Raw genomic sequence first — 22,724 nt, 5'->3', positions numbered from 1 at the left:
CGCATTGATGGCGGCCAAGGTCCGGGATTGGGCCCGCTGATCAAAGATGATCAGGCGACGCTCGGTTCCACCGCCGCCGGATGGGCCACGCGGATCGCCAGGGCCGTGGCCGCCAGCAGCAGGGCCGCGGCGATCAGGACCGGCAGGCCGGGCATGTGCAGGGTGGCGTCGTGGCGCACGGCCCACGAGAACGGCAGCAGGTACAGCGCTGGTCCGACGATGGCGGTGATGCCCATCATGGCCGAGTTCGCCCCCTGCAGCTGCCCCTGCTCCCAGGCCTGGACCCGGCGGGTCATCAGGCCCTGCAGGCCGGGCTGGATCAGGCCCGAGAAGGCGAAGATCGGCAGGCCGCACAGGTACAGCCACCCCGTCGGCGCCAGGCCGTAGATCATGAAGCCGACGCAGCCCGAGAACAGGCCGATCAGCAGCGCCCCGCGCTCGCCCACCTTCTTGACGATCGGCCCCACCAGGAAGCTCTGCAGCAGGATGCCGGCGACGCCGCTGCCCATCAGGGTCAGGCCGATCACCGCCGTCGACCAGTGGTAGCGGAAGCCCATGTACAGCACGAAGACGCTGGGCAGCACGTTGTGCGCCATCTGGAACAGGAAGCCGACGCCCGCCAGCCCCAGCAGGTCGGGCTTGCTCCTGAGCAGGTTCAGCGAGCCCAGCGGATTGGCCTTGCTCCAGTCGAAGCGATGGACCCGCTTCTCGGGCGGCAGGGATTCCGGCAGCACGAAGAAGCCGTACAGCCAGTTGCACAGGGCCAAGCCCGCGCAGACCAGGAACGGCAGCCGGTGGTCGAACTGCCAGAGCCACCCGCCCAGGGCCGGGCCGAAGGTGAAGCCCACCCCGAACGCCGCCCCCATCAGGCCGAAGCCCTTGGCCCGGTCCTCGGGCTTGGTGACGTCGGCCACATAGGCCCCGGCGGTCGAGAAGCTGGCGGCCGTCATGCCGTTGAACACCCGGCCGACGAACAGCCACCAGATGGTCGGGGCGAAGGCCATGAACAGGAAGTCCACGCCCAGGCCGAAGATCGAGGTCAGGATCACCGGCCGGCGGCCCCAGCGGTCCGACATCAGGCCCAGGATCGGCGCGCAGAAGAACTGCATCACGCCCCAGGTGGTGGCGAACAGCATCACCCACAGGGCCGTCGAGGCGGTGTCGCCGCCGTTGAAGCGCTTCATCAGCTCGGGCAGGACGGGGATCATCACCCCCAGCGACAGCACGTCCAGGCAGGCGGTGACGAAGATGAAGCCGAGCGCGGCCTGTCGATGGTTGCGGCTGATGCCCTTGGTCATGCGTCGCCCTCCCTGGCGTGGTCTTGTACGTCCATAGCCGCCCGGCTGGCGAGACTTGTCAGCAGCGCGCGCCACCACTCGGCATGGCGCTGCAGGAACACCGCGTCCGGGAACCGGTGACGGGCGACGTGCTCGATCGGCACGGTGTCCCAGCCACAATGCTCGACGGTTACGCGGGTCTCGTCGCCGACGGGGTCGAAGCGGACCTCCACCTGGGTGTCCATGCCCGGCGCGAAGCTGGCTTGGCGCCAGCCGAACACCAGGAGCCTGCCGGGGTCCCAGATGTGGACGGGACCGATCTCGAACACCTTGCCCGTCGGCAGGCGCTCGACCAGGCGCGCCCCCTCCCCCGCGCCTTCAAAGGCCAGCACGCCGGGCGAGCGCGGCGTGAACGAGAACAGGGCGTTGGGCCGCCACCAGGCCCCGATGTCGGCGGTGAACACCTCGAACACCCGCAGGGGCGCGGCCTTGATGCGCAGGGCGACCAGGACCTTGGAGCCTGCTGGGTCGGTCACGCCGTCTCCCCTTCGATATGCGCCTTCAGGGCCAGCAGCTGATCGCTCCACAGCCCCTCGGCCGCCTCGGCCCAGGCCTTCAACTCGGCCATCGGCGCGGGACGCAGGGCGTAGACCCGCACCCGGGCGTCGAACGGCGGATGAGTCTCCTCCACCAGGCCGGCGTGGCGCAGGGCGCGCAGGTGACGGCTCATGGCCGGGGGCGACAGGCCGGCGGCCTGGGCCAGCTCGCCCGCCCGGCGCGGCCCTTGGCGCAGCAGGTCGATGGTCGCCCGCCGGTGCGGGTCGGCCAGGGCCGCCAGGGTGGCGTCGAGCGAGGCGCTCATGGCGAGGTCGTCGACGCCGTGGACACCCGCGCCGCCTCCAGCAGGGCCAGCTGCCGCTTGTTGGCCTTCAGTCGCCAGGCCGCCTCCAGCGCCCCGCGCAGGGTGGGTTCGTCGGCCTCGGCCAGCACGACCAGGGTCGCGCCCTTCAGGCCCCAGTTCCCCGGCACCGGCCGGAACACCTTGGGCTCGACGCCCACGATGACGTCCTGGTGCTCGCGGGTCAGCTGCACCATGCCGAAATTGGCGTTGGGATAGCCCAGGGTGGCGAAGATCCGCCCCACGCGGAAGTCGACCGTGCCCATGTGCGAGCTCTCGACGGCGTCCGGCAGAGCCAGGGCCAGGCGGCGGAAATCGTCTGGCGTCACGCCCAACCCTTCACGACCTTCAGGCCCGACGCCGCCTCGGCCTCTTCGACGCCGACGGCGCGGATCGGCGCGCCCACGGTCCAGAAGTGCCCCTCCGGATCGCGGCAGCGATAGGTGCGGTCGCCGTAGAACTGGTCCGCCGGCTCCATCAGGATCTCGGCCCCCGCCGCCCGCGCCCGCGCGCAATGGGCGTCGATGTCGCCTTCCAGATGGATGTGGACGCTCTGGGTGTTGAAGCCCTCGATCGAGGCCGGGCTCTTGTGGCGGTCGGTCCACTCGTTGCCGATCATGATCAGGCTGTCGCCGAAGCCCATCTCCGAATGGGCTAGGTTCCCCTCGTTGTCCTCGATCAACATGGTCAGCTCGAAGCCGAAGGCCGCTTCCAGGAATTTCAGCGCGGCCTTGGGGTCGCGATAGCAGAGGGCCGAGGTCAGGGCGGCGCGTTGCATGGCGAAGCTCCGTTTCCAATATCCGCAATATTTAACGCATATAGAAACTATCTGCGCAAGCGGCGCCGCCACAAATTCGCCGCGCATCAACCCAAGGCTGAAGCGCCACGATGGAGATCGACGATGTTGCTGGCCTTCGCCGCCGCTCAGCTGCTGTCCTCGTCGAATGGCGCGTGCTTCTACCCGTCCGGCGAAATCGTGCTTCAGGAGCAGCTACCGCCGGCGGTCGCCAGCGATCTGTGGATCCGCGCCCCTGACCTTTCGCCCTTTAACGGACCTTTCCTCGCGACGGACGTGGGCGAAGGCCTCCGCAACCGCTTCATCGCGGCGGCGCATCTGGGCCAACGCTATGTGGTCGCCTACGAGCGCGGCGGGCGGGGATACAGCATCCAGGTCCTGACCTATGCCGTGGAGGCGCACGACGCGAAGGTCGTCAATCAGCGTACGCTGTACAAGAAGCCGGTCTGCGCGACGATCGCCGCCGCCCTGACGGCTCCCTAGGCTACCGCAGCGCCGGCTTCAGCGGCTTCAGCGCGCCGTCACCCTTGTCGCCCTTCACGCCGATCAGGCGGGTCAGCAGCGGATAGACGTCGACATTGTCGAACACCGGCAGCGTCACGCCCGAGCGGAACGCCGGACCGTGGGCCACGAACACGGCCCGCATGACCGGATCGTACGGGTCGTAGCCGTGGGCCCCGCCGTCGCGCGGATGGTTCTTCCAGCGCTTGGCGATCGTACTGGCGGTGGCGAAGTACCAGCCGCGCTCGGCCAGGCAGACGATCGGCGGCACACGGGGATTGGTCCCGTAGGCGTAGCGGGCCGGGATCTTGCCCTTTTCCCAGCAGGTCAGGTGGGCGTGCGGCTTCAGCATCGCCGCCTTCACCTCGGCCTCGAAGCCGGGCAAGGCGCGCACGCCGACGATCGAGCCGGTGCTGACGAACTTGACCTTGGCGGGATCGACCAGGGTGGACACGTCGACCAGGCCGCTCAACGGCTGGGGCGCCATGCCGTGGTCGGCGACGACGACGATGTTGGTGGTCTCGTAGAGGCCCCTCGCCTTCAGTCCCGCGACCAGCCGGGCGATCGCGGCGTCCACCCGGCGGGCGGCGGCGTTCACCTCCGGCGAGTCCGGACCGTAGTGGTGGCCTTCGGTGTCGGTGGCGTCGAAATAGAGGGTGGCAAGGCCCAGCGGCGGAGCCTTGGCGTCGATCCACGACAGCACCATGTCGACCCGGTCGTCATAGGCCAGCTTCTCGTCATAGACCTTCCAGTAGGTGGGCCGAACGCCGTCGATCGCCGCCTCGGAACCCGGCCAGAACAGGACGCCGGCGTGGACGCCCTGCTCTTCCGCGCTGACCCAGATCGGCTTGGCCTGATCCCACCAGCGGGCGTCGCCCACGGCCTCGTGGTTGGACATGCTGAAGCTGACGCCCGGGACCTCGTCGGCCTCGAGCGTGTTGTTGACCATGCCGTGGTGGTCGGGCCGCTTGCCGGTGACCAGGGTGTAGTGGTTCGGATAGGTCAGGGACGGGAACGACGGCCGCATGGCGCCGCGCGCGCCGTCGGCGGCCAGGGCGTTCAGGGCCGGCGTGTTGCCCCGGTCCAGGTAGTCGGCCCGGAAGCCGTCCAGCGAGATCAGGATGGTCAGGGCCGGCGGCGGGGCCGACTTGGCCGCCGCCTCGGCGCCGGCGCCCGCGCCGACTCCCAGGGTCAGGACCAGGACCAGAACCATCCAGCGGAAGACGACGACCATCACGCACCTCGAACTTGGGAACCCTGGCTATAGCCCAGTCTTGTGACGGCCCGCCACGCATGACCGCGACTTAACTTGGCGGGACTCGGCCGCCCGGCCATAGTCGCCCGGCCTAGGTCACTTGGCCTTTCAGGGAGTCGCCCCGCATGACCGCCACCGGAAACCGCTCCACATGAGCTTCGCCCTGGAGGCCGAGGGCCTGGTCAAGACCTACGGCGCGGTGCGCGCCCTGGACGGGCTTTCGCTGAGCATTCCCGCCGGCGGCGTGTTCGGCGTGCTGGGTCCCAACGGCGCGGGCAAGAGCACCCTGTTCCGCATCGCCCTGGGCCTGGTGCGGCCCACCGGCGGAACGGCCCGGCTGTTCGGCGCCCCGGCCGGCCAGTCCTCGTCCCTGCGCCGGGCCGGGGCGATGATCGAGACCCCGCGCTACCCGCCCTATCTGACCGCCCGCGAAGTGCTGCGGATGCTGGCGCTGGAAAGCGGCGCCGGCGGATCGGCCGACATCGACTACTGGCTGGAGCGCGTGGGCCTGGGCGGCGCGGCCGACCGCAAGGCCGGCACCTTCTCGGTGGGCATGAAGCAGCGCCTGGGCCTGGCCGCGGCCTTCTTCACCCGCCCCGAGCTGGTGATCCTGGACGAACCGACCAGCGGCATGGACCCGGCCGGCATCCAGGAGATCCGCGCCCTGATCCGCGACCTGGCCGACAAGGAGGGGGTGACCATCATCCTGGCCAGCCACCAGCTGGACGAGGTGCGCCGGGTCTGCGACCGGGTGGCGATCCTGTCCAAGGGCAAGCTGGCCGCCGAGGGCGACGTCGAGGCCCTGACCGGCGGCAAGCCGCGCCTGCGCCTCACCGTCTCGCCGATCGACAAGGCCCTGGCGGTGCTGGGCGACAAGGGCCAGGCGGACGGCGCGAACGCCGTGCTGGCCGACGTGCTGCGCGCCGAGACCCCCGCCCTGATCCGCGCCCTGGTCGAGGCCGGCGTGGAGATCACCGAGGCCCGCTGGCGCGAGGCCGACCTGGAAAGCGCCTATCTGGGCGCGCTCGAACCCAAGGATCTGGTCGATGCTCGCTGACGCCATCGCCGCCGAGCGTTTCCGCCTGTCCCGCGACCGCGCCTCGCTGTTCTGGGGCTTCGCCTTCGCGCCGCTGATCACCATGGCGTTCAGCATCGCGATGGACATGTTCGCCCGGGCGGTCCTCCACCGGACCATCCCCGGCGAGACGACCGACCTGGCCAACCGGGCCATGGGCGCGGTGGCCGGCGCCTCGGGCCCCTTCACCGCCCTGTTCCTGCTGATCGGCGCGGCGGCGATCTTCGCCGGCGACTATCGCTGGGAGACCTGGCGGCTGATCACGCCCCGCAACAGCCGGGTCAACCTGCTGGCGGCCAAGCTGATCGTCTTCGCCGAGGTCGCGGCCTGGAGCCTGCTGCTGACCGCCCTCACCGCCGTGGTGGCGGGGCTGTTCGGCGCGATGGCCAACCACGCCCGCCTGGTCGGACCGCCGGCCGGCCCGGCCTTCATCAGCCAGTACGCCGGCGTGGCGCTGGTGACCTGGCTGGAGGTGCTGCTGGTCGGCGCCCTGGGGGCCCTGATCGGCGTCGTGACCCGCTCGACCATGGGCGCGGTGATCGCCGGCCTGGTGGTCGTCTTCGTGCAGTCGACCCTGGCCGCCACCATGCAGGCGGCGACCTGGAAGAGCCTGCTGATCCCCGCCTTCGCCGGACGGGTGCTCAAGACCTTCGTCATCTCGCCGCCGGAAGCCCGGACCGACGCGGGTCAGGCCGGGCTGGCCCTGGTGTTCCTGCTGGCCTGGCTGGTGGTGCTGGCCGGCGGCGCGGTGGCCCTGTTCCGTCGTCAGGACCTGACCAAGGAGTAGCCGCCTCCAGCGGGACCTAGGCCGCCGCCCAGGTCCTCTGGTCGACCCCGACCTGGAAGTGCTCGACCTGGGCCTCCAGGCGCACGGCGTCGTCGGCCAGGCCGCGGCTGGCGGCGGTGGCCTGCTCGGCCATGGCGGCGTTCTGCTGGATGACCTGGTCCATCTGGCCGACCGCCAGGTCGACCTCGGCCAGGCCCGCGGCCTGCTCGCGGCTGGACTGGGCGATCTCCTCCATCAGCCCGCCGATCACCCCCACCCGCTCGACGATGTCGCCCAGGGCCGCGCCGGCCTCGCCGACCAGGGTCACGCCCGAGCGGACGTGGTCCGATGACTCCGCGATCAGCCCCTTGATCTCCTTGGCCGCTTCGGCCGAGCGCTGGGCCAGGGCCCGCACTTCCTGGGCGACGACGGCGAAGCCGCGACCGGCGTCGCCGGCGCGAGCCGCTTCCACGCCCGCGTTCAGGGCCAGCAGGTTGGTCTGGAAGGCGATCTCGTCGATCACGCCCAGGATCTGCGAGACCTTGGCGGACGAGCTCTCGATCTGGCTCATGGCCTCGGCCGCGCGGCCGACCACCTGGCTGGAGCGATCGGCGACCGCCCGACTGTCGATCACGGCGGCGTTGGCCTCGCTGGCCCCCTCGGCGGTGCGTTTGACGCTGGCGCTGACCTCGCCCAGGGCCGAGGCCGTCTCGGCCAGGCTGGCGGCCTGCCGCTCGGTGCGGGCCGACAGGTCCTCGATCGCGCCGCTGATCTCGCCGGCGCCGACCCGCAGGCCGCCCGCGCCCTCGACCACCTCGCTCATGGCCGCCTCGAGCCCGGCGATCGCCCGGTTGAAGTCGCCGCGCAGGCCTTCGTAGGCGCCGGGGAAGGCCGTCTCCAGCCGCGCCGTCAGGTCGCCGGCCTTCAGCCGGGCCACGGCCGCGACCAGGGCCTCGACCACCTGCAGGCGGCCGGCCTCCTCGGTGCGCCGTTCGGCGTCGTGACGGGCCTTGGCGGACTCGGTCTCGTCGCGCTCGGCGGCGATGCGGTCCTCGGCCGCCTGCCGCGCGACGATGGCCTCGCGGAACACGGCCACGGAATTGGCCATCTCGCCGATCTCGTCGCCACGGCCGGCGAAGGGCACGGCCCGGTCGTAGTCGCCGGCCGCCAGCCGGCCCATGAAGCCCGTCATGGCCTGGATCGGCTTGACGATCCGCCGGCTCATCAGGGCGATCCCGCCGCCGACGACCAGTAGCAGCACGGCTCCCGCCCCGGCCAGCAGGATGAAGGTCAGGCGGGTCTGTTCGACGGCGCGCGCCTCGACGGCGGCGGCGTCGTGATTGGCCATGACCACCACCTTGTCGATGACGGCGCGGTGCGCCTCGTAGGCCGCGTCGGCCCGGGCCAGGCCCTGGCGGGCGCGGTCCATGTCGCCCGAACGGACGGCGGGCAGGATTTCCTGGTCGATCTCGCGCCAGAACACCATGGCCGGCGCGGACGACTCGTCGACCAGCATCGCGCGCATAGCGGGATCGATCGGCGCGGTTTTCCAGTAGGCGTTACGGGTGTCGTAGTCCTTGCGCAGCGCCGCCAGCTTGTCGGCGGCGGCGTCCACGGTCTCGGGATGGGCCACCAGCTTGGTCGCCACCAGGTCGGCCTCGACCACGTAGAGCGGCGGCGGCAGGATGTCGGCGACGATGTCCTTGTTGTCGACGATCTGGCGGAACAGCGGACCGCCGACCCGCAGGCCCTCGATCGCGAACAGAGCCAGCCCGCCGGCCAGGATCACCCCCGCCGCGAGCGCGCCGCCGAAGCCGCGCATGACGCCGGAGATCTTCATCCCCATCCCCTCCCCCGAGTTCTTAGCGGCGAAGGATGGGGCGACGAGGTGAACAAAACTCTACCGAAGCGGCGACGGGGGCTGATGCAACCTGTCGCACGCGCCTGAACGCAAAAAAGGCCCCGGATCGCTCCGGGGCCTTCTCCGCCAGCAGAGGCTGAAAATCTTAGTCTTCCGAGTCGGCGGTGAACACCGGGCCGGAGTCCTTGCCCTTGGCCGAGACGTCGCGGTCGACGAACTCGATGACGGCCAGCGGGGCGTTGTCGCCGTAGCGGAAGCCGGCCTTCAGGACGCGGATGTAGCCGCCCTGGCGGTCCTTGTAGCGGGGACCGATGGTGGCGAACAGCTTGCCGACTTGCTCGACGTCGCGGACGGTCGAGATGGCCTGACGACGAGCGTGCAGGTCGCCGCGCTTGGCCAGGGTGACCAGCTTTTCGACGAACGGACGCAGTTCCTTGGCCTTCGGCAGGGTGGTGACGATCTGCTCGTGCTTGATCAGCGAGGCCGACATGTTGGCGAACATGGCGGTGCGGTGAGCGGACGTACGGCCCAGTTTACGGTGAGCTTTACCGTGACGCATTGTGGTCTCTCCTGGGCCTTGGCCCGCTGTAGCGCGATGAAGAAGCGCTGATTGTCACCAATCCCAGCGGCGTCCCTGCCGGGTTCAGAACGAAGCGCCGGGGCCCTCCACCGCTGTTGCGGCTTCAAAAGGCCCAGGCCGCCTCCCGAAAGAGGCGGTCCGGATTAAGCGCGGTACTGTTATACGCTCTTAGATCTGGTCTTCGAACTTCTTGGCCAGGTCTTCGATGTTTTCCGGCGGCCAGTTCGGCACGTCCATGCCCAGGTGCAGGCCCATGCCGGCCAGCACTTCCTTGATCTCGTTCAAGGACTTGCGGCCGAAGTTCGGCGTGCGGAGCATTTCGGCTTCGGTCTTCTGGATCAGGTCGCCGATGTAGACGATGTTGTCGTTCTTCAGGCAGTTGGCCGAGCGGACCGACAGTTCCAGTTCGTCCACCTTCTTCAGCAGGGCCGGGTTGAACGGCAGTTCCGGCTTGGCCTCGTCGGCGGTCTTCGCCTTGGGCTCTTCGAAGGTGATGAAGATCTGCAGCTGGTCTTGCAGGATGCGGGCGGCGTAGGCCACCGCGTCCACCGGCGTCACGGCGCCGTTGGTTTCCACTTCCAGGATCAGCTTGTCGTAGTCCAGCGACTGGCCCTGACGGGTCGGCTCGACGCGATAGGCGACGCGCTTGACCGGCGAGTACAGGGCGTCGACGGCGATCAGGCCGATCGGCGCGTCTTCCGGACGGTTACGGTCGGCCGGGACATAGCCCTTGCCGGTGTTGACCGTGAACTCCATGCGCACCGAGGCGCCGTCGTCCAGCGTGCAGAGCACGTGGTCGGGGTTCAGAATCTCGATGTCGGCCGGGGTTTCGATCTGACCCGCGGTCACCGGGCCGGGGCCCGTGGCGCGCAGGGTCATGCGCTTCGGGCCTTCGGCGTGCATGCGCACGGCCAGCTGCTTGATGTTCAGAACGATGTCGACGACGTCTTCGCGGACGCCCTCGAGAGAGGAGAATTCGTGCACCACGCCATCGATCTGGATGGCGGTGACGGCGGCGCCTTGCAGCGAGGAGAGCAGGACGCGGCGGAGAGCGTTGCCGAGCGTCACACCAAAGCCGCGCTCGAGCGGTTCAGCCACGATGCGAGCCTTGCGGGTCGCGTCGGCGCCAGTCTCGATTTGCGGCTTCTCAGGACGGATCAGCTCGTTCCAGTTTCTTTCGATCACGTGGTCGATCCCTTGAACGCGACTCGCCGGCCGCGTTTTGCGCAGCCGGCGAAGGAGAATTGGGTCTTAAAAGTACTAGACGCGACGACGCTTGGGCGGACGGCAACCGTTGTGCGGGATCGGCGTCACGTCGCGGATGGTCGTGATGGTCATGCCGGCGGCCTGGAGGGCGCGCAGGGCCGATTCACGGCCCGAACCCGGACCCGACACGTTGACCTCGAGGGTCTTCACACCGTGCTCGGCGGCCTTCTTGCCCGCGTCTTCCGCAGCCATCTGAGCGGCGTACGGCGTCGACTTTCGCGAGCCCTTGAAGCCCATCATGCCGGCGCTCGACCAGGAGATGGTGTTCCCCTGGGCGTCGGTGATGGTGATCATGGTGTTGTTGAACGAGGCGTTCACGTGCGCCACGCCCGAGGTGATGTTCTTGCGTTCGCGACGTTTAACGCGAGCCGGTTCCTTGGCCATCGGTCAGGCTGCCTTACTTCTTCTTGCCGGCGATCGGCTTGGCCGGACCCTTGCGGGTACGAGCGTTGGTGTGGGTGCGCTGACCGCGGACCGGCAGGCCCTTGCGGTGACGCAGGCCGCGATAGCAGGCCAGGTCCATCAGACGCTTGATGTTCATCGAGTTTTCGCGGCGCAGGTCGCCCTCGACGGTGAAGTCCTTGTCGATCGTTTCGCGGATCGCGAGGACTTCGGCGTCGGTCAGCTGGTTGACCCGGCGAGCGTCGTCGATGCCCACCTTCGTGATGATGTCACGAGCGGACTTCTGGCCAATGCCATGAATGTACTGAAGCGCGATCAAAACGCGCTTGTTCGTCGGGATGTTGACGCCTGCAATACGGGCCACGTCTAATGTTCTCCTAGTCACGCACTAAAGACGCGAACGGCGCGCCCGGCCCGGTCTTGCGACCCAGTCCGGCGCGCACAGATCGCGCCCTTTCGCGGAAGCGCCCCGTTATAGGGATAGTTGCGCGTCCGTCAATGGCGGAATCCGCTCAATCGAGAGGATTCCAACGAAGTCTTAAGCCACGACCGAAAGCGCGGCGTCGATGGAAGCGGCCACGGTTTCCACCGAGGCCATGCCGTCCAGCTCCGTGAGCTTGCCTTGCTCGCGGTAGTACGGGAGCAGCGGCGCGGTCTGGGCGTTGTAGGCGGCCAGGCGCGTCACGAACACTTCCGGATTGTCGTCGGGGCGGCCCTGCTCGGCGAATCGCTTGGAGATCCGTTCGATCAGAGCGGGCTCGTCTACCTTGAGTCGGAGAACCGAGTCGATCTTCTGCCCCCGCTTGGCCAGGATGGCGTCCAGGGCCTGCGCCTGGGGCACGGTGCGCGGGAAGCCGTCGAAGATGGCCCCGCCGGCGGCTTCCGCCTCGGGCAGCCGCTCCTCGATCAGGGCGATGACGATCTCGTCGGTGACCAGCTCGCCGCGGTCCAGCACGCCCTTGACCTTCTGGCCCAGCTCGGAGCCCGAGGCGATCGCGGCGCGCAGCATGTCGCCGGTCGACAGCTGGACCATGCCACGCTGCTCGACCAGGCGCTTGGCCTGGGTGCCCTTGCCCGCCGCCGGCGGCCCGAACAGGATCAAGTTCATCAATGCGCTTCCTGCGTTTCCGCGGGTCTGCCGCCCGCGTCCCGCCCAGACCTAGAGTGGGTTCGATAAAAACGGAAGCCGGTTTGTCACAAACCGGCTTCCGCGTTCTGGCCTTCCGTAGGGTCCAGAAGCGCCTAGCGCCCCTTGCCGCCCCGCAGCTTCGACTTCTTGATCAGCCCTTCGTACTGGTGGGCCAGCAGGTGGGACTGGATCTGGGCGACCGTGTCCATGGTCACGGTCACGACGATCAGGATCGAGGTGCCGCCCAGGGTGAACTTGGTCGGGCCCATGCTGTTCATCAGCAGTTCCGGCAGGATGCAGACCGCGGTGATGTAGGCCGCGCCGATCACGGTCAGACGGGTCAGGACGTAGTCCAGATATTCCGCCGTCCGCTTGCCCGGACGGATGCCCGGCATGAAGCCGCCGTACTTGCGCAGGTTCTCCGCCGTCTCGTCGGGATTGAACACGACCGAGGTGTAGAAGAACGAGAAGAAGATGATCAGGGCCGCGTACAGCACCATGAACAGCGGCTGGCCGTGCTGCAGGGCGCCGACCACGGTCGGCAGCCATTGCAGCCAGTTGGGCAGGTTGGCCGTGGCCAGGAAGCCCATGGCGGTCGTCGGCAGCAGCAGCAGGCTGGAGGCGAAGATCGGCGGGATGACGCCGGCGGTGTTCAGCTTCAGCGGGATGAACGAGGTGTCGCCGCCGATCATCCGGTTGCCCTGCTGGCGCTTGGGATAGTGGACCAGCAGACGGCGCTGCGAACGCTCGACGAAGACGATGAAGAAGATCACGGCCACGGCCAGCACGGCCACGGCGAACAGGGCGAAGCCCGACATCGCGCCGGTCTGGACCTGGGTGAACATCTGCACCACGCCCAGCGGCAGGGCCGAGACGATGCCGGTGAAGATGATCAGGGACACGCCGTTGCCGACGCCGCGGCTGGTGATCTGCTCGCCCAGCCACATCAGGAACAGGGTGCCGCCGGTCAGGGCCACGACCGTGGAGGCGATGAAGAAGCCCGGCGCGATGCCGCCGACCACCATGTTGGCCTGGCTGCTGAGGCCCACGGCGATCGAGAACGACTGCACCACGGCCAGCACGACCGCCAGGTAGCGGGTGTACTGGTTCAGGGTCTTACGGCCGGCTTCGCCGCCTTCCTTCTTCAGCTTTTCCCACGGCGGATACACCGAGCCCATCAGCTGCACGATGATCGAGGCGCTGATATAGGGCATCACGTTCAGCGAGAAGATCGCCATGCGCTGCACGGCGCCGCCCGAGAACATGTTGAACATGCCCAGGATGCCCTTCGACTGCTGCGAGAACGCGGCGGCGAAGGCTTCCGGATTGATCCCCGGGATCGGCACATAGGTGCCGAGCCGGTAGACGATCAGGGCGATGAGCGTGAACCAGATGCGCTTGTGAAGTTCGGTGGCCTTTTGGAAGGACCCGAAGTTCATGTTGGCTGCGAGTTGTTCGGCGGCCGAGGCCATTCAAATCCCCACGTCGAGAGCGCGCGCCGCTTCCGCGGCCAGGTCGCGCTCCTAGCATTATGCAGGGCCAGGTCCGGTCGGCGATGAATCGCCGGGGCCGGACAAAGCCCGAGTACGGAGCCGTACATAGGTGAGGCTCGCCGCGATGTCACGGCGAGCCTCGTTATTCTGTCATCCCGGTGGGAAACGGCGGGTCCGGCGGGGTCTCCCCTGCCCTCTCCGCGATCCCGGCGACGGCGCCGATCAGCGCCTCCGGGATGACATTATGGTCTTAGGCTTCGGCTTGCGCCTTGGCCTTCTTGGTCACGGTGACCGAACCACCGGCGGCCTCGACGGCCTTGATGGCGGCTTCCGTGGCCGAGTAGACGGTCAGCTTCAGGGCGGTCTTGATCTCGCCCTTGCCCAGCAGCTTCACGCCGTCCAGTTCGCGACGGATGACGCCGGCGGCCACCAGGGCGGCGGCGTCCAGCTCGGCGCCCTTCTTGAACTTGCCGGCGGCGACGGCCTGCTCCAGGCGCCACAGGTTCACTTCAGCGAACTGCAGACGGAACGGGTTGTTGAAGCCGCGCTTGGGCATGCGCATGTGCAGCGGCATCTGGCCGCCTTCGAAGCCGGCGATGGCGACGCCCGAGCGCGCCTTCTGGCCCTTCACGCCGCGACCACCGGTCTTGCCCTTGCCCGAGCCCGGGCCGCGGCCGATGCGCATACGGCCCTTGGTGGAGCCGGGAGCCGGAGCCAGTTCGTTAAGCTTGGTCATATGTGCCTCTCCTTGGAGATCTGCGCCCGGCCGACGGCCGGACTCGGCTTTTGGAAACAAAGAAACTCAAAACGAAAACCACCCCGGTTTTCACCGGGGTGGCGATTTCGACGTCTCGTAGCAGAACTACTCGACGATTTCCAGCAGGTGCTGGACCTTGCGGATCATGCCGCGAACCGAAGGGGTGTCTTCCAGCTCGGACACGCGGCCCAGCTTGTTGAGACCCAGACCGGCGAGCGTGGCGCGCTGGTCCTTTTCGCGACGGATCGGGCTGCCGGTTTGGCGCACCTTGACGGTCTTTGCAGTAGCCATGTCTTAGCCCTCGATGGCGTCCGGAGCCGAGGCTCCGTCGGCGCGGCGGCCGAGAATGTCGCCAACCTTCTTGCCGCGCTTGGCGGCGATCTGGCGGGGCGACGATTGGACCTTCAGGGCCTCGAACGTGGCGCGGACCATGTTGTACGGGTTCGAGGAACCCGTCGACTTGGCCACGACGTCCTGGACGCCCAGGGTTTCGAGAACCGCGCGCATCGGACCGCCGGCGATGACGCCCGTGCCGGGAGGGGCAGCGCGCATCATGACCTTGCCAGCGCCCCAACGGCCGTAGCCGTCGTGGTGCAGGGTGCGCGACTCGCGGAGCGGGACGCGGACCATGGTCTTCTTGGCTTCTTCGGTCGCCTTGCGGATGGCTTCCGGCACTTCACGCGCCTTGCCATGACCGTAGCCGACGCGGCCCTTTTGGTCGCCGACGACCATCAGAGCGGCGAAGCTGAAGCGACGGCCGCCCTTAACGGTGGCGGCGACGCGGTTGATGTGGACGAGCTTTTCGACGATGTCGCTGTCGACCCGCTCCTCGGGGGCGTTGCGGTCGCGACGGTCCCGGCGTTGGCCGCCTTCACCGCGCTGTTGGTCACCACGAGCCATGATGTTTCCCTTAGAAGTTCAGGCCGGCTTCGCGCGCGGCGTCGGCCAGGGCTTTCACCCGTCCGTGGAAGATGTAGCCGCCGCGATCGAAGACGACGTCCTTGACGCCCTTTTCGATGGCGCGTTCGGCGACGAGCTTGCCGACCAGAGCGGCCGCGTCCTTGTCCGCGCCCTTGGTCTTGCCTTCACCCTCGAGGGTAGAGGCCGAGGCCAGGGTCACGCCGCGTTCATCATCGATGATCTGGGCGTAGATGTTCTTGGACGAACGGAAGACCGACAGACGCGGACGGCCGTTGGCCAGCGACTTGAGGCGGGTGCGGGTGCGTTGAGCACGACGCACGGCGGATTCGCGAGGTGTGAGCGCCATGGCTTACTTCTTCTTGCCTTCCTTGCGGCGAACCTTTTCGCCAGCATAGCGCACGCCCTTGCCCTTGTAGGGCTCCGGCGGACGAATGCGGCGGATCTTCGCGGCAATCTCGCCGACCGCCTGCTTGTCAGCGCCGGCGATCTTGATTTCGGTCTGCTTGGGCACCGCGAAGGTGACGCCGGCCGGAGCCGCGACGTCGACTTCGTGGGAGAAACCGAGCTGCAGCGACAGGGCGGTGCCCTTCATCGCGGCCCGGTAACCGACGCCCACCAGCTCGAGGGTTTCCTCGAAGCCCGTGCTGACGCCGTGCACCATGTTGGCCACCAGCGTGCGGGACAGGCCCCACATCGCCTTGGCGCGCGTGGTTTCCGAACGCGGAGTCAGGGTCAGCTCTTCGCCTTCCTGCTTGACTTCGATCTCTTCGGGAACCGTCCAGGAGAGTTGGCCCTTGGGCCCCTTCACCGACACCGTCTGGCCTTCGAGCGTCGTGGTGACGCCCTTGGGGATCGAGACGGCCTTCTTACCGATACGTGACATGCTCTTTCCCTCCCGCGCCTAGTAGACGCGGCAGAGGACTTCGCCGCCGACGTTAGCGTCGCGCGCGGCAGAGTCCGACATGACGCCCTTCGGCGTCGAAAGGATCGAGATGCCCAGGCCGTTCTTGATCGGCTTCAGGTCCTTGATCGACGAATAGACGCGACGGCCAGGCTTGGACACGCGGCTGATCTCGGCGATCACGGGCTCACCGTCAAAATACTTGAGCTCGATCTCGAATTCGGGGAACGCGCCGGGCTTCTCGACCAGCGAGTAGCCGCGGATGTAGCCTTCGTCGGCCAGCACGTCCAGGACGCGGGCGCGCAGCTTGGAAGCCGGCGTCGCGACCTTGGCGCGCTTGCGCGTGGCGGCGTTCTTGATGCGAGCGATCATATCGCTCAGGGGATCGTTCATCGACATCTGATCGTCCTCACCAGCTCGACTTGACGAGGCCGGGGATCTGCCCCTGCGAACCCAGTTCGCGGAGAGCAACCCGGCTCATCTTCAGCTTGCGATAGTAAGCGCGCGGGCGGCCGGTCACTTCGCAGCGGTTGCGAATGCGAACAGCCGACGAGCTGCGCGGAAGCTTCGCGAGCTTCAGGCGGGCTTCGAAGCGTTCTTCCAGCGGCAGGCTTTCGTCGTTGGCGATCGCCTTCAGCGCGGCGCGCTTTTCGGCGTATTGCTTGACGAGGGCCTTGACCGCGAGATTACGGTTAACGGCGCTTTTCTTGGCCATGGTGTGTTTCCCTGCCCGCTCTTAATTGGTGAACGGGAACTGGAATTCCTTCAGGAGAGCCTTGGCTTCCTGATCGGTCTTCGCAGTGGTGCAGACGATGATGTCCATGCCCCAGATCTGTTCGATCTGGTCATAGTTGATTTCCGGGAACACCAGGTGCTCCTTCAGGCCCATGGCGTAGTTGCCACGGCCGTCGAAGCTCTTGCCGTTCAGGCCGCGGAAGTCCTTCACGCGCGGCAGCGCGATCGTGACCAGGCGGTCCAGGAATTCGTACATCCGGTCCTTGCGGAGGGTCACCTTGGCGCCGACCACCATGCCTTCGCGCAGCTTGAAGCCGGCGATGGACTTGCGGGCCTTCGTGGCGACCGGCTTCTGGCCGGCGATAGCCATCAGATCCTTCAGCGCGGTCTGGGCCTTCTTGGAGTCGGCCACGGCCTCGCCGATACCCATGTTCAGGACGATCTTGTCCAGCTTGGGGATCTGCATTTCGTTCGTGTAGCTGAACTGCTCCTTCATCGCGGCGCGGATGCGCTCGCGATAAACGGTCTTCAGCCGGGGTTCGTAAGCTTGATCAGCCATTGATCACCTCGCCCGTGGTCTTGGCCACGCGCACCTTCTTGTCGCCTTCGATCTTGAAGCCGACGCGGGTGGGCTTGCCCTTGGAGTCGACCAGCGCGACGTTCGAGACGTGCAGCGCGGCTTCCTTGGTCTTGATGCCGCCTTGCGGTTCGGCTTGGGTCGGCTTGGTGTGGCGTTGAACCAGGTTCACGCCTTGCACCAGGACACGGTTTTCCTTGGGGAGAACCTGGGTCACAGCGCCTTGCTTGCCCTTGTCCTTGCCGGCCAGGACGACGACGCGGTCGCCCTTCTTAATCTTGGCAGCCATTACAGCACCTCGGGGGCGAGGGAGATGATCTTCATGTGGTTCTTGGCGCGCAGTTCGCGGGGAACCGGGCCGAAGATCCGCGTGCCGACCGGCTCGCTCTGCTTGTTGACGATGACCGCGGCGTTCTTGTCGAAACGGATCAGCGACCCGTCCTTACGCTTCATGCCTTGGTTCACGCGAACGACGACGGCGCGGAGCACGTCGCCCTTCTTCACGCGGCCGCGCGGAATGGCTTCCTTCACGGACACGACGATCACGTCACCGACGCTGGCGTAGCGACGACCCGCGCCACCCAGCACCTTGATGCACATGACCCGGCGGGCGCCGGAGTTATCGGCGACTTCCAGGTTAGTTTGCATCTGGATCATGGTTCAAACCTTCCAGATTAAGCAGAAGCCTTGGGAAGGACTTCCCAGGTCTTCAGCTTGGACTTCGGAGCGCACTCGATGATGCGGGCGATTTCGCCCGCCTTGTACGCATTGCTCTCATCGTGCGCGTGATACTTCTTCGACTGACGCACAATCTTCTTCAGCAGCGGGTGAACGATGGTCCGTTCGACCTTAACCACCACGGTCTTGTCGCCCTTATCGGAGACGACAACCCCTTCGAGGATACGCTTGGGCATATCGTTCTCCTTAAGCCGCGGCCTTGGCGCGCAGCACGGTCTTGATGCGGGCGATTTCCTTGCGGATCTCGCCAACGCGGTGGGTCTTTTCCACCTGACCGGTCGCCGCCTGGAAGCGCAGGTTGAACTGCTCTTTCTTCAGGTTGAGCAGCTGCTCGGCGAGCTGGTCGGGGGTCATGCCCCGGATGTCAGCAATCTTGGTCATGCCGCTTCGGCCTCCAGAGCCGCACCGGCGTCGATGCGGGTGACGACGCGGGTGCGGATCGGCAGCTTGGCCGCGCCGAGGCGCAGGGCTTCGCGCGCGATATCGTCCGGCACGCCGTCGATTTCGAACATGATGCGGCCCGGAGCCACGCGAGCGGCCCAGTGGTCCACGGCGCCCTTGCCCTTACCCATCCGGACTTCAGCCGGCTTGCCGGTGACCGGCACGTCCGGGAAGATACGGATCCAGACGCGGCCTTGACGCTTCATCTGGCGGGTGATGGCGCGACGAGCAGCTTCGATCTGGCGAGCCGTGATGCGCTCCGGCTCGACGGCCTTCAGGCCGTACGAACCGAAGTTCAGCAGGGTGCCGCCCTTCGAGGTGCCGTGGATGCGGCCCTTGAACTGCTTGCGATACTTGGTTTTTTTCGGTGACAGCATAGCGCTCTATCCTTAGCCCCGATCGCGACGGCCGCGGTCGCCCCGGTCGGGACGATCGCCGCGCTCGCGTCCACCACCTTCGCCGGCCGGGCCGGATTCAGTGGCGAGACGCTTGTCGAGCGCCATCGGGTCATGCTCCAGCACTTCGCCTTTGAAGATCCAGGTCTTCACGCCGATGATGCCGTAGGTGGTCTTGGCTTCCGCGAAGCCGTAGTCGATGTCGGCGCGCAGCGTGTGGAGCGGCACGCGACCTTCGCGGTACCATTCCATACGAGCGATTTCCGCGCCGCCGAGGCGGCCCGACACGTTGATGCGGATGCCCTTGGCGCCGAGACGGACGGCCGATTGGATCGACCGCTTCATGGCGCGACGGAAGGCGATCCGGCGCTCGAGCTGCTGGGCGATGGACTCGGCCACCAGCTGGGCGTCGGTTTCCGGCTTGCGGATCTCGACGATGTTCAGGTGAACTTCGCCTTCGGTCATCACCGACAGGTCCTTGCGGAGCTTGTCGATGTCGGCGCCCTTCTTGCCGATGATCACGCCCGGACGCGCCGCGTAGATGGTCACGCGGCACTTCTTGTGGGGACGCTCGATGATGATGCGCGAGACGCCGGCTTGATACAGGCGCTTCTTGAGCATCGCACGGACCGCGAGGTCTTGGTGCAGGAGCTTGCCGTACTGCTCGCCGTCGGCGAACCAGCGGCTGTCCCAGGTACGGTTGACGCCGAGCCGCAGCCCGACCGGATTGACTTTCTGACCCATCAGGCGGCCTCACCCAGTTCGCGGACCACGATGGTGATCTCGGAGAACGGCTTTTCAACGCGCGTGGCCCGACCGCGAGCACGCGGCGAGAAGCGCTTCATCACCAGGTTCTTGCCCACATAGGCCTCGGCGACGACCAGCGAGTCGATGTCGAGGTTGTGGTTGTTTTCGGCGTTGGAGATCGCCGAATACAGCGCCTTGCGGACGTCCTGAGCGATACGCTTGTGGCTGAACTCGAGCTCGTTCAGAGCGCGCTGGACGTTCAGGCCACGGATGGACTGAGCGACCAGGTTCAGCTTGCGGGCGCTGGTGCGCAGGGTGCGAACCTTGCACATCGCTTCATTGGCCGGCAGGCGGCGAGGTTGTTTAGCTTGGCTCATGGCCTACTTCCTCTTCGCCTTCTTGTCGGCGGCGTGGCCGGGGAAGTTGCGGGTGGGAGCGAACTCACCGAACTTCATGCCGACCATGTCTTCCGACACGGAGACGGGAACGTGCTTCTGGCCGTTGTGCACGCCGAAGGTCAGGCCGACGAATTGCGGCATGATGGTCGAACGGCGCGACCAGGTCTTGATGACGTCCTTGCGGCCCGACGACAGAGCGGCGTCGGCCTTCTTCAGGAGATACCCGTCGACGAACGGGCCTTTCCAGACGGAGCGGGTCATGGCTTAGCGGCCCTTCTTCGCTTTGTGGCGCGAACGGATGATGAACTTGTCCGTGGCCTTGTTGACACGGGTCTTGGCGCCCTTGGTCGGCTTACCAGCCGGGGTCACCGGGTGGCGACCGCCCGAGGTGCGGCCTTCACCACCGCCGTGGGGGTGGTCGACCGGGTTCATGGCGACGCCGCGGACGTGCGGACGACGGCCCATGTGACGAACGCGCCCGGCCTTGCCGAGGTTTTCGTTCATGTGGTCCGGGTTCGACACGGCGCCGACGGTGGCCATGCAGGTGTCCAGCACCATGCGCAGTTCGCCCGAGTTCAGGCGGATCTGGGCGTAGCCGGCGTCACGACCCACCAGCTGGGCGTAAGCGCCAGCCGAACGCGCGATCTGACCGCCCTTGGCGGGCTTCAGCTCGACGTTGTGGATGATCGTACCGATCGGCAGGGTGCGCAGCGGCGAGGCGTTGCCGGGCTTCACGTCGACCTTGTCGGCGGTGACGACTTCGTCGCCGGCCTTCAGGCGTTGCGGGGCCAGGATGTAGGCCAGCTCGCCGTCCTGATACTTGATCAGGGCGATGAAGGCGGTGCGGTTCGGGTCGTACTCGAGGCGGACGACCGTGGCCGTGCCTTGCTTACGACGCTTGAAGTCGACCAGACGGTACAGGCGCTTGGCGCCGCCGCCGCGGAAACGGACCGCGATACGGCCGTTGCCGCCGCGACCGCCCGACTTGGTCAGACCTTCGACCAGCTTCTTTTCCGGGCGGCCCTTGTGGAGCTCGCTGCGGTCGATCAGCACCAGGCCGCGCTGGCCGGGGCTGGTCGGGTTAAAGTGCTTCAAGGCCATGTCTTAGAGCCCCGTCGTGATGTCGATCGACTGGCCGTCGGCCAGGGTCACGATGGCTTTTTTGACGTCGGAACGGCGTCCGACGATGCCACGGAAGCGCTTGGTCTTGCCCTTGGTGACCAGGGTGTTGACCTTGGTGACCTTGACCTTGAACAGCTCTTCGACTGCGGCGGCGATTTCGTCCTTCGACGCATCGGCGGCCACGCGGAAGACGACCTTGTTCTGCTCGCTGAGCAGGGTGGCCTTCTCGGTGATCACCGGCGACAGGATCGTGTCGTAGTGGCGGGCGGTAGCGGCCATTACGCGGCTTCCTTCTCAGCGAAACGCGCCGAGATCGCCTCAATCGCGTCCTTGGTCAGGACGAGCGTTTGGCGACGCAGCACGTCGTAGACGTTCAGGCCGGCGTTCGGCAGCACGTCCACGTTCGGAATGTTGCGGGCGGCGAGCTTGAAGTTCGCGTCCACTTCCGGACCGGCGATGACCAGGGCGTTCTTCAGGCCGATCTTGTCGAAGTTGGCGCGCAGGGCGGCCGTCTTCGGGTCGGTCAGAACGGCGCTGTCCAGCACGACCAGCGCGCCGGCCTTGGCCTTCGAGGACAGGGCGTGGCGCAGAGCCATGGCCCGGATCTTCTTCGGCAGGTCGAAAGCGTGGCTGCGGACGACAGGGCCGTGGGCCTTGGCGCCGCCGACGAACTGGGCCGCACGGCGCGAACCGTGACGGGCCGAGCCGGTGCCCTTTTGCTTGTACATCTTCTTGCCCGTACGAGAGACCTCGTTGCGGACTTGAATCTTGTGGTTGCCCGAGCGGCGCTTGGCCAGCTGCCAGGTCACGACGCGCTGCAGGATGTCGCCGCGGATGTCGGCGATGCCAAAGATGGCGTCGTCGAGATCAACGGAGCCGGCCTTGCCGCCGTCCAGTTTGATGACGTCGAGTTTCATTAGCCTTCGCCCTCTTCGGTCGTCGCCGCGGGGGCTTCCTCAGCGGGGGTTTCAGCAGCGGCGGCCGGAGCCTCGCCAGCCTTGCGGAAGGCGCCCGGACGCTTCACGTCGGCCGGAGCGGCCTTCTTGATCGCGTCGCGAACCTTGACGTACGAGCCTTCGTGGCCGGGGACAGCGCCCTTGACCAGGATCAGGCCGCGTTCGACGTCGACCTTCCAGACCGTGACGTTCAGGGTGGTGACGGTTTCCTGACCCAGGTGACCAGCCATCTTCTTGCCCGGGAACGTACGGCCCGGGTCCTGGCGGTTACCGGTCGAGCCGTGCGAACGGTGCGAGACCGAGACGCCGTGGGTGGCGCGCAGACCGCCGAAGTTCCAGCGCTTCATGGCGCCGGCGAAACCCTTACCGACGGTGATGCCTTGGATGTCCACCTTCTGGCCGGGAACGTAGTGGTCGGCGGTGAATTCCGCGCCCACATCGATCAGAGCGGCTTCATCGACGCGGAATTCGGCGACGATGCGCTTGGGCTCGACCGAGTTCTTGGCGAAGTGACCGCGCAGGGCCTTGGAGGTGTTCTTGGGCTTCTTGGCGCCGGCGCCGAGTTGCAGGGCGGTGTAACCGTCCTTTTCCACGGTGCGGTGGCCGGTGACCTGGCAACCGTCCAGCGACAGGACGGTGACCGGCACGTGCTGTCCGGTTTCATCGAAGAAGCGGGTCATGCCCAGCTTCTTGGCGATCACGCCAGTACGATTAGCGGGGAGAGTCATCTGTTCGGC

36 protein-coding genes are annotated in these 22,724 nt (G+C 67.0%); 3 read left to right on the top strand and 33 right to left on the bottom strand.

Features of this window, described 5'->3' with window-relative positions:
• Positions 1-50 precede the first annotated feature (50 nt).
• The 5 genes from BR39_RS0112900 to BR39_RS0112880 are packed head-to-tail and all read right to left on the bottom strand — an operon-like array spanning position 51 to position 2,953.
• Positions 51-1,298: a tetracycline resistance MFS efflux pump gene (locus tag BR39_RS0112900; protein WP_029912371.1), complete on the bottom strand. Its 1,248-nt coding sequence runs from the start codon at positions 1,296-1,298 to the stop codon at positions 51-53.
• Positions 1,295-1,813, bottom strand: a complete 519-nt coding sequence (locus BR39_RS0112895; RefSeq protein ID WP_029912367.1) for an SRPBCC domain-containing protein — start codon at positions 1,811-1,813, stop codon at positions 1,295-1,297. The genes BR39_RS0112900 and BR39_RS0112895 overlap by 4 nt, the downstream gene beginning before the upstream one ends.
• Complete coding sequence (locus tag BR39_RS0112890; RefSeq protein WP_029912365.1) at positions 1,810-2,139, bottom strand: helix-turn-helix transcriptional regulator; 330 nt, start codon at positions 2,137-2,139, stop codon at positions 1,810-1,812. Before BR39_RS0112890 ends, BR39_RS0112895 begins: the two co-directional genes overlap by 4 nt.
• Complete coding sequence (locus BR39_RS0112885; protein ID WP_029912363.1) at positions 2,136-2,504, bottom strand: MmcQ/YjbR family DNA-binding protein; 369 nt, start codon at positions 2,502-2,504, stop codon at positions 2,136-2,138. The genes BR39_RS0112890 and BR39_RS0112885 overlap by 4 nt, the downstream gene beginning before the upstream one ends.
• On the bottom strand, positions 2,501-2,953 hold the full coding sequence (locus BR39_RS0112880; RefSeq protein WP_029912362.1) for a VOC family protein: 453 nt from the start codon (positions 2,951-2,953) through the stop codon (positions 2,501-2,503). Before BR39_RS0112880 ends, BR39_RS0112885 begins: the two co-directional genes overlap by 4 nt.
• A 123-nt stretch (positions 2,954-3,076) precedes the next feature.
• Here BR39_RS0112880 and BR39_RS0112875 point away from each other — a divergent pair, with 123 nt between their 5' ends.
• Positions 3,077-3,454, top strand: a complete 378-nt coding sequence (locus tag BR39_RS0112875; RefSeq protein ID WP_029912358.1) for a hypothetical protein — start codon at positions 3,077-3,079, stop codon at positions 3,452-3,454.
• Position 3,455: 1 nt separating this feature from the next.
• Here the strand turns inward: BR39_RS0112875 and BR39_RS0112870 are convergent, their stop codons facing one another.
• The gene (locus BR39_RS0112870; protein ID WP_029912353.1) at positions 3,456-4,706 is read right to left on the bottom strand and encodes an ectonucleotide pyrophosphatase/phosphodiesterase; all 1,251 of its coding nucleotides are present in this window, start codon (positions 4,704-4,706) and stop codon (positions 3,456-3,458) included.
• Positions 4,707-4,878: 172 nt separating this feature from the next.
• Here BR39_RS0112870 and BR39_RS0112865 point away from each other — a divergent pair, with 172 nt between their 5' ends.
• Together BR39_RS0112865 and BR39_RS0112860 are read left to right on the top strand one after the other, a co-directional pair.
• Entirely contained in the window at positions 4,879-5,784 is a 906-nt protein-coding gene (locus BR39_RS0112865) for an ABC transporter ATP-binding protein (protein WP_029912349.1), read from the top strand.
• On the top strand, positions 5,774-6,589 hold the full coding sequence (locus BR39_RS0112860; protein WP_029912346.1) for an ABC transporter permease: 816 nt from the start codon (positions 5,774-5,776) through the stop codon (positions 6,587-6,589). Before BR39_RS0112865 ends, BR39_RS0112860 begins: the two co-directional genes overlap by 11 nt.
• Positions 6,590-6,605: 16 nt before the next feature.
• Here BR39_RS0112860 and BR39_RS0112855 read toward each other — a convergent pair whose 3' ends face one another.
• The 27 genes from BR39_RS0112855 to rplC all read right to left on the bottom strand — a co-directional run bounded on the left by BR39_RS0112855 (position 6,606) and on the right by rplC (position 22,715).
• Positions 6,606-8,408 (bottom strand): HAMP domain-containing methyl-accepting chemotaxis protein, encoded by a 1,803-nt coding sequence (locus BR39_RS0112855; RefSeq protein ID WP_051695614.1) that lies wholly within the window; start codon positions 8,406-8,408, stop codon positions 6,606-6,608.
• 166 nt (positions 8,409-8,574) lie between these two features.
• The gene (rplQ, locus tag BR39_RS0112850) at positions 8,575-8,988 is read right to left on the bottom strand and encodes a 50S ribosomal protein L17 (protein WP_026176397.1); all 414 of its coding nucleotides are present in this window, start codon (positions 8,986-8,988) and stop codon (positions 8,575-8,577) included.
• A gap of 189 nt (positions 8,989-9,177) precedes the next feature.
• Complete coding sequence (locus BR39_RS0112845) at positions 9,178-10,194, bottom strand: DNA-directed RNA polymerase subunit alpha (RefSeq protein ID WP_018061159.1); 1,017 nt, start codon at positions 10,192-10,194, stop codon at positions 9,178-9,180.
• A 75-nt stretch (positions 10,195-10,269) separates the two neighbouring features.
• On the bottom strand, positions 10,270-10,659 hold the full coding sequence (gene rpsK / locus BR39_RS0112840; RefSeq protein WP_010919150.1) for a 30S ribosomal protein S11: 390 nt from the start codon (positions 10,657-10,659) through the stop codon (positions 10,270-10,272).
• A 13-nt stretch (positions 10,660-10,672) separates the two neighbouring features.
• Complete coding sequence (gene rpsM / locus BR39_RS0112835) at positions 10,673-11,041, bottom strand: 30S ribosomal protein S13 (RefSeq protein WP_029912335.1); 369 nt, start codon at positions 11,039-11,041, stop codon at positions 10,673-10,675.
• Positions 11,042-11,215: 174 nt separating this feature from the next.
• A complete protein-coding gene (locus BR39_RS0112830) occupies positions 11,216-11,785 on the bottom strand; it encodes an adenylate kinase (RefSeq protein WP_029912333.1) in 570 nt (189 codons plus the stop codon).
• A gap of 134 nt (positions 11,786-11,919) precedes the next feature.
• Positions 11,920-13,278 carry a preprotein translocase subunit SecY gene (secY, locus tag BR39_RS0112825; RefSeq protein WP_029912331.1) on the bottom strand — a complete coding sequence of 453 codons (1,359 nt, stop codon included), beginning with the start codon at positions 13,276-13,278 and terminating at the stop codon, positions 11,920-11,922.
• Between the two features lie 271 nt (positions 13,279-13,549).
• Positions 13,550-14,035: a 50S ribosomal protein L15 gene (gene rplO / locus BR39_RS0112820; RefSeq protein ID WP_029912329.1), complete on the bottom strand. Its 486-nt coding sequence runs from the start codon at positions 14,033-14,035 to the stop codon at positions 13,550-13,552.
• Positions 14,036-14,161: 126 nt separating this feature from the next.
• Entirely contained in the window at positions 14,162-14,347 is a 186-nt protein-coding gene (gene rpmD, locus BR39_RS0112815) for a 50S ribosomal protein L30 (RefSeq protein ID WP_029912327.1), read from the bottom strand.
• A 3-nt stretch (positions 14,348-14,350) separates the two neighbouring features.
• Entirely contained in the window at positions 14,351-14,956 is a 606-nt protein-coding gene (gene rpsE, locus BR39_RS0112810; protein WP_018113050.1) for a 30S ribosomal protein S5, read from the bottom strand.
• Between the two features lie 10 nt (positions 14,957-14,966).
• A complete protein-coding gene (gene rplR, locus BR39_RS0112805; protein ID WP_029912325.1) occupies positions 14,967-15,323 on the bottom strand; it encodes a 50S ribosomal protein L18 in 357 nt (118 codons plus the stop codon).
• A gap of 3 nt (positions 15,324-15,326) precedes the next feature.
• Positions 15,327-15,860, bottom strand: coding sequence for a 50S ribosomal protein L6 (gene rplF / locus BR39_RS0112800; RefSeq protein ID WP_029912324.1), 534 nt, complete (start codon positions 15,858-15,860; stop codon positions 15,327-15,329).
• An 18-nt stretch (positions 15,861-15,878) separates the two neighbouring features.
• Positions 15,879-16,277, bottom strand: a complete 399-nt coding sequence (rpsH, locus tag BR39_RS0112795) for a 30S ribosomal protein S8 (protein ID WP_007662733.1) — start codon at positions 16,275-16,277, stop codon at positions 15,879-15,881.
• A 10-nt stretch (positions 16,278-16,287) separates the two neighbouring features.
• Complete coding sequence (rpsN, locus tag BR39_RS0112790) at positions 16,288-16,593, bottom strand: 30S ribosomal protein S14 (protein WP_029912321.1); 306 nt, start codon at positions 16,591-16,593, stop codon at positions 16,288-16,290.
• A gap of 21 nt (positions 16,594-16,614) precedes the next feature.
• The gene (gene rplE, locus BR39_RS0112785; RefSeq protein ID WP_029912318.1) at positions 16,615-17,172 is read right to left on the bottom strand and encodes a 50S ribosomal protein L5; all 558 of its coding nucleotides are present in this window, start codon (positions 17,170-17,172) and stop codon (positions 16,615-16,617) included.
• Complete coding sequence (rplX, locus tag BR39_RS0112780) at positions 17,165-17,479, bottom strand: 50S ribosomal protein L24 (protein ID WP_029912315.1); 315 nt, start codon at positions 17,477-17,479, stop codon at positions 17,165-17,167. The genes rplE and rplX overlap by 8 nt, the downstream gene beginning before the upstream one ends.
• Positions 17,479-17,847 carry a 50S ribosomal protein L14 gene (gene rplN / locus BR39_RS0112775; protein WP_007662742.1) on the bottom strand — a complete coding sequence of 123 codons (369 nt, stop codon included), beginning with the start codon at positions 17,845-17,847 and terminating at the stop codon, positions 17,479-17,481. The genes rplX and rplN overlap by 1 nt, the downstream gene beginning before the upstream one ends.
• 17 nt (positions 17,848-17,864) lie before the next feature.
• Positions 17,865-18,104, bottom strand: a complete 240-nt coding sequence (gene rpsQ / locus BR39_RS0112770; RefSeq protein ID WP_029912307.1) for a 30S ribosomal protein S17 — start codon at positions 18,102-18,104, stop codon at positions 17,865-17,867.
• Between the two features lie 10 nt (positions 18,105-18,114).
• A complete protein-coding gene (gene rpmC / locus BR39_RS0112765; protein ID WP_029912302.1) occupies positions 18,115-18,309 on the bottom strand; it encodes a 50S ribosomal protein L29 in 195 nt (64 codons plus the stop codon).
• On the bottom strand, positions 18,306-18,746 hold the full coding sequence (rplP, locus tag BR39_RS0112760) for a 50S ribosomal protein L16 (RefSeq protein ID WP_012285672.1): 441 nt from the start codon (positions 18,744-18,746) through the stop codon (positions 18,306-18,308). Before rplP ends, rpmC begins: the two co-directional genes overlap by 4 nt.
• Before the next feature lie 12 nt (positions 18,747-18,758).
• Positions 18,759-19,508: a 30S ribosomal protein S3 gene (rpsC, locus tag BR39_RS0112755; RefSeq protein ID WP_028041108.1), complete on the bottom strand. Its 750-nt coding sequence runs from the start codon at positions 19,506-19,508 to the stop codon at positions 18,759-18,761.
• On the bottom strand, positions 19,508-19,888 hold the full coding sequence (gene rplV / locus BR39_RS0112750) for a 50S ribosomal protein L22 (RefSeq protein WP_012285670.1): 381 nt from the start codon (positions 19,886-19,888) through the stop codon (positions 19,508-19,510). The genes rpsC and rplV overlap by 1 nt, the downstream gene beginning before the upstream one ends.
• A 3-nt stretch (positions 19,889-19,891) precedes the next feature.
• The gene (rpsS, locus tag BR39_RS0112745) at positions 19,892-20,170 is read right to left on the bottom strand and encodes a 30S ribosomal protein S19 (RefSeq protein ID WP_029912294.1); all 279 of its coding nucleotides are present in this window, start codon (positions 20,168-20,170) and stop codon (positions 19,892-19,894) included.
• A gap of 3 nt (positions 20,171-20,173) precedes the next feature.
• Positions 20,174-21,010: a 50S ribosomal protein L2 gene (gene rplB, locus BR39_RS0112740; RefSeq protein WP_029912291.1), complete on the bottom strand. Its 837-nt coding sequence runs from the start codon at positions 21,008-21,010 to the stop codon at positions 20,174-20,176.
• Positions 21,011-21,013: 3 nt separating this feature from the next.
• Positions 21,014-21,310, bottom strand: a complete 297-nt coding sequence (locus BR39_RS0112735) for a 50S ribosomal protein L23 (RefSeq protein ID WP_029912290.1) — start codon at positions 21,308-21,310, stop codon at positions 21,014-21,016.
• Positions 21,310-21,948 (bottom strand): 50S ribosomal protein L4, encoded by a 639-nt coding sequence (gene rplD, locus BR39_RS0112730; protein ID WP_029912287.1) that lies wholly within the window; start codon positions 21,946-21,948, stop codon positions 21,310-21,312. The genes BR39_RS0112735 and rplD overlap by 1 nt, the downstream gene beginning before the upstream one ends.
• Positions 21,948-22,715 carry a 50S ribosomal protein L3 gene (rplC, locus tag BR39_RS0112725; RefSeq protein ID WP_029912284.1) on the bottom strand — a complete coding sequence of 256 codons (768 nt, stop codon included), beginning with the start codon at positions 22,713-22,715 and terminating at the stop codon, positions 21,948-21,950. Before rplC ends, rplD begins: the two co-directional genes overlap by 1 nt.
• Between the last annotated feature and the right edge of the window lie 9 nt (positions 22,716-22,724).

Source organism: Caulobacter sp. UNC358MFTsu5.1, from assembly GCF_000712075.1.
Lineage (GTDB): Bacteria > Pseudomonadota > Alphaproteobacteria > Caulobacterales > Caulobacteraceae > Caulobacter.
This window is presented reverse-complemented; position numbering and strand designations above follow the sequence as displayed.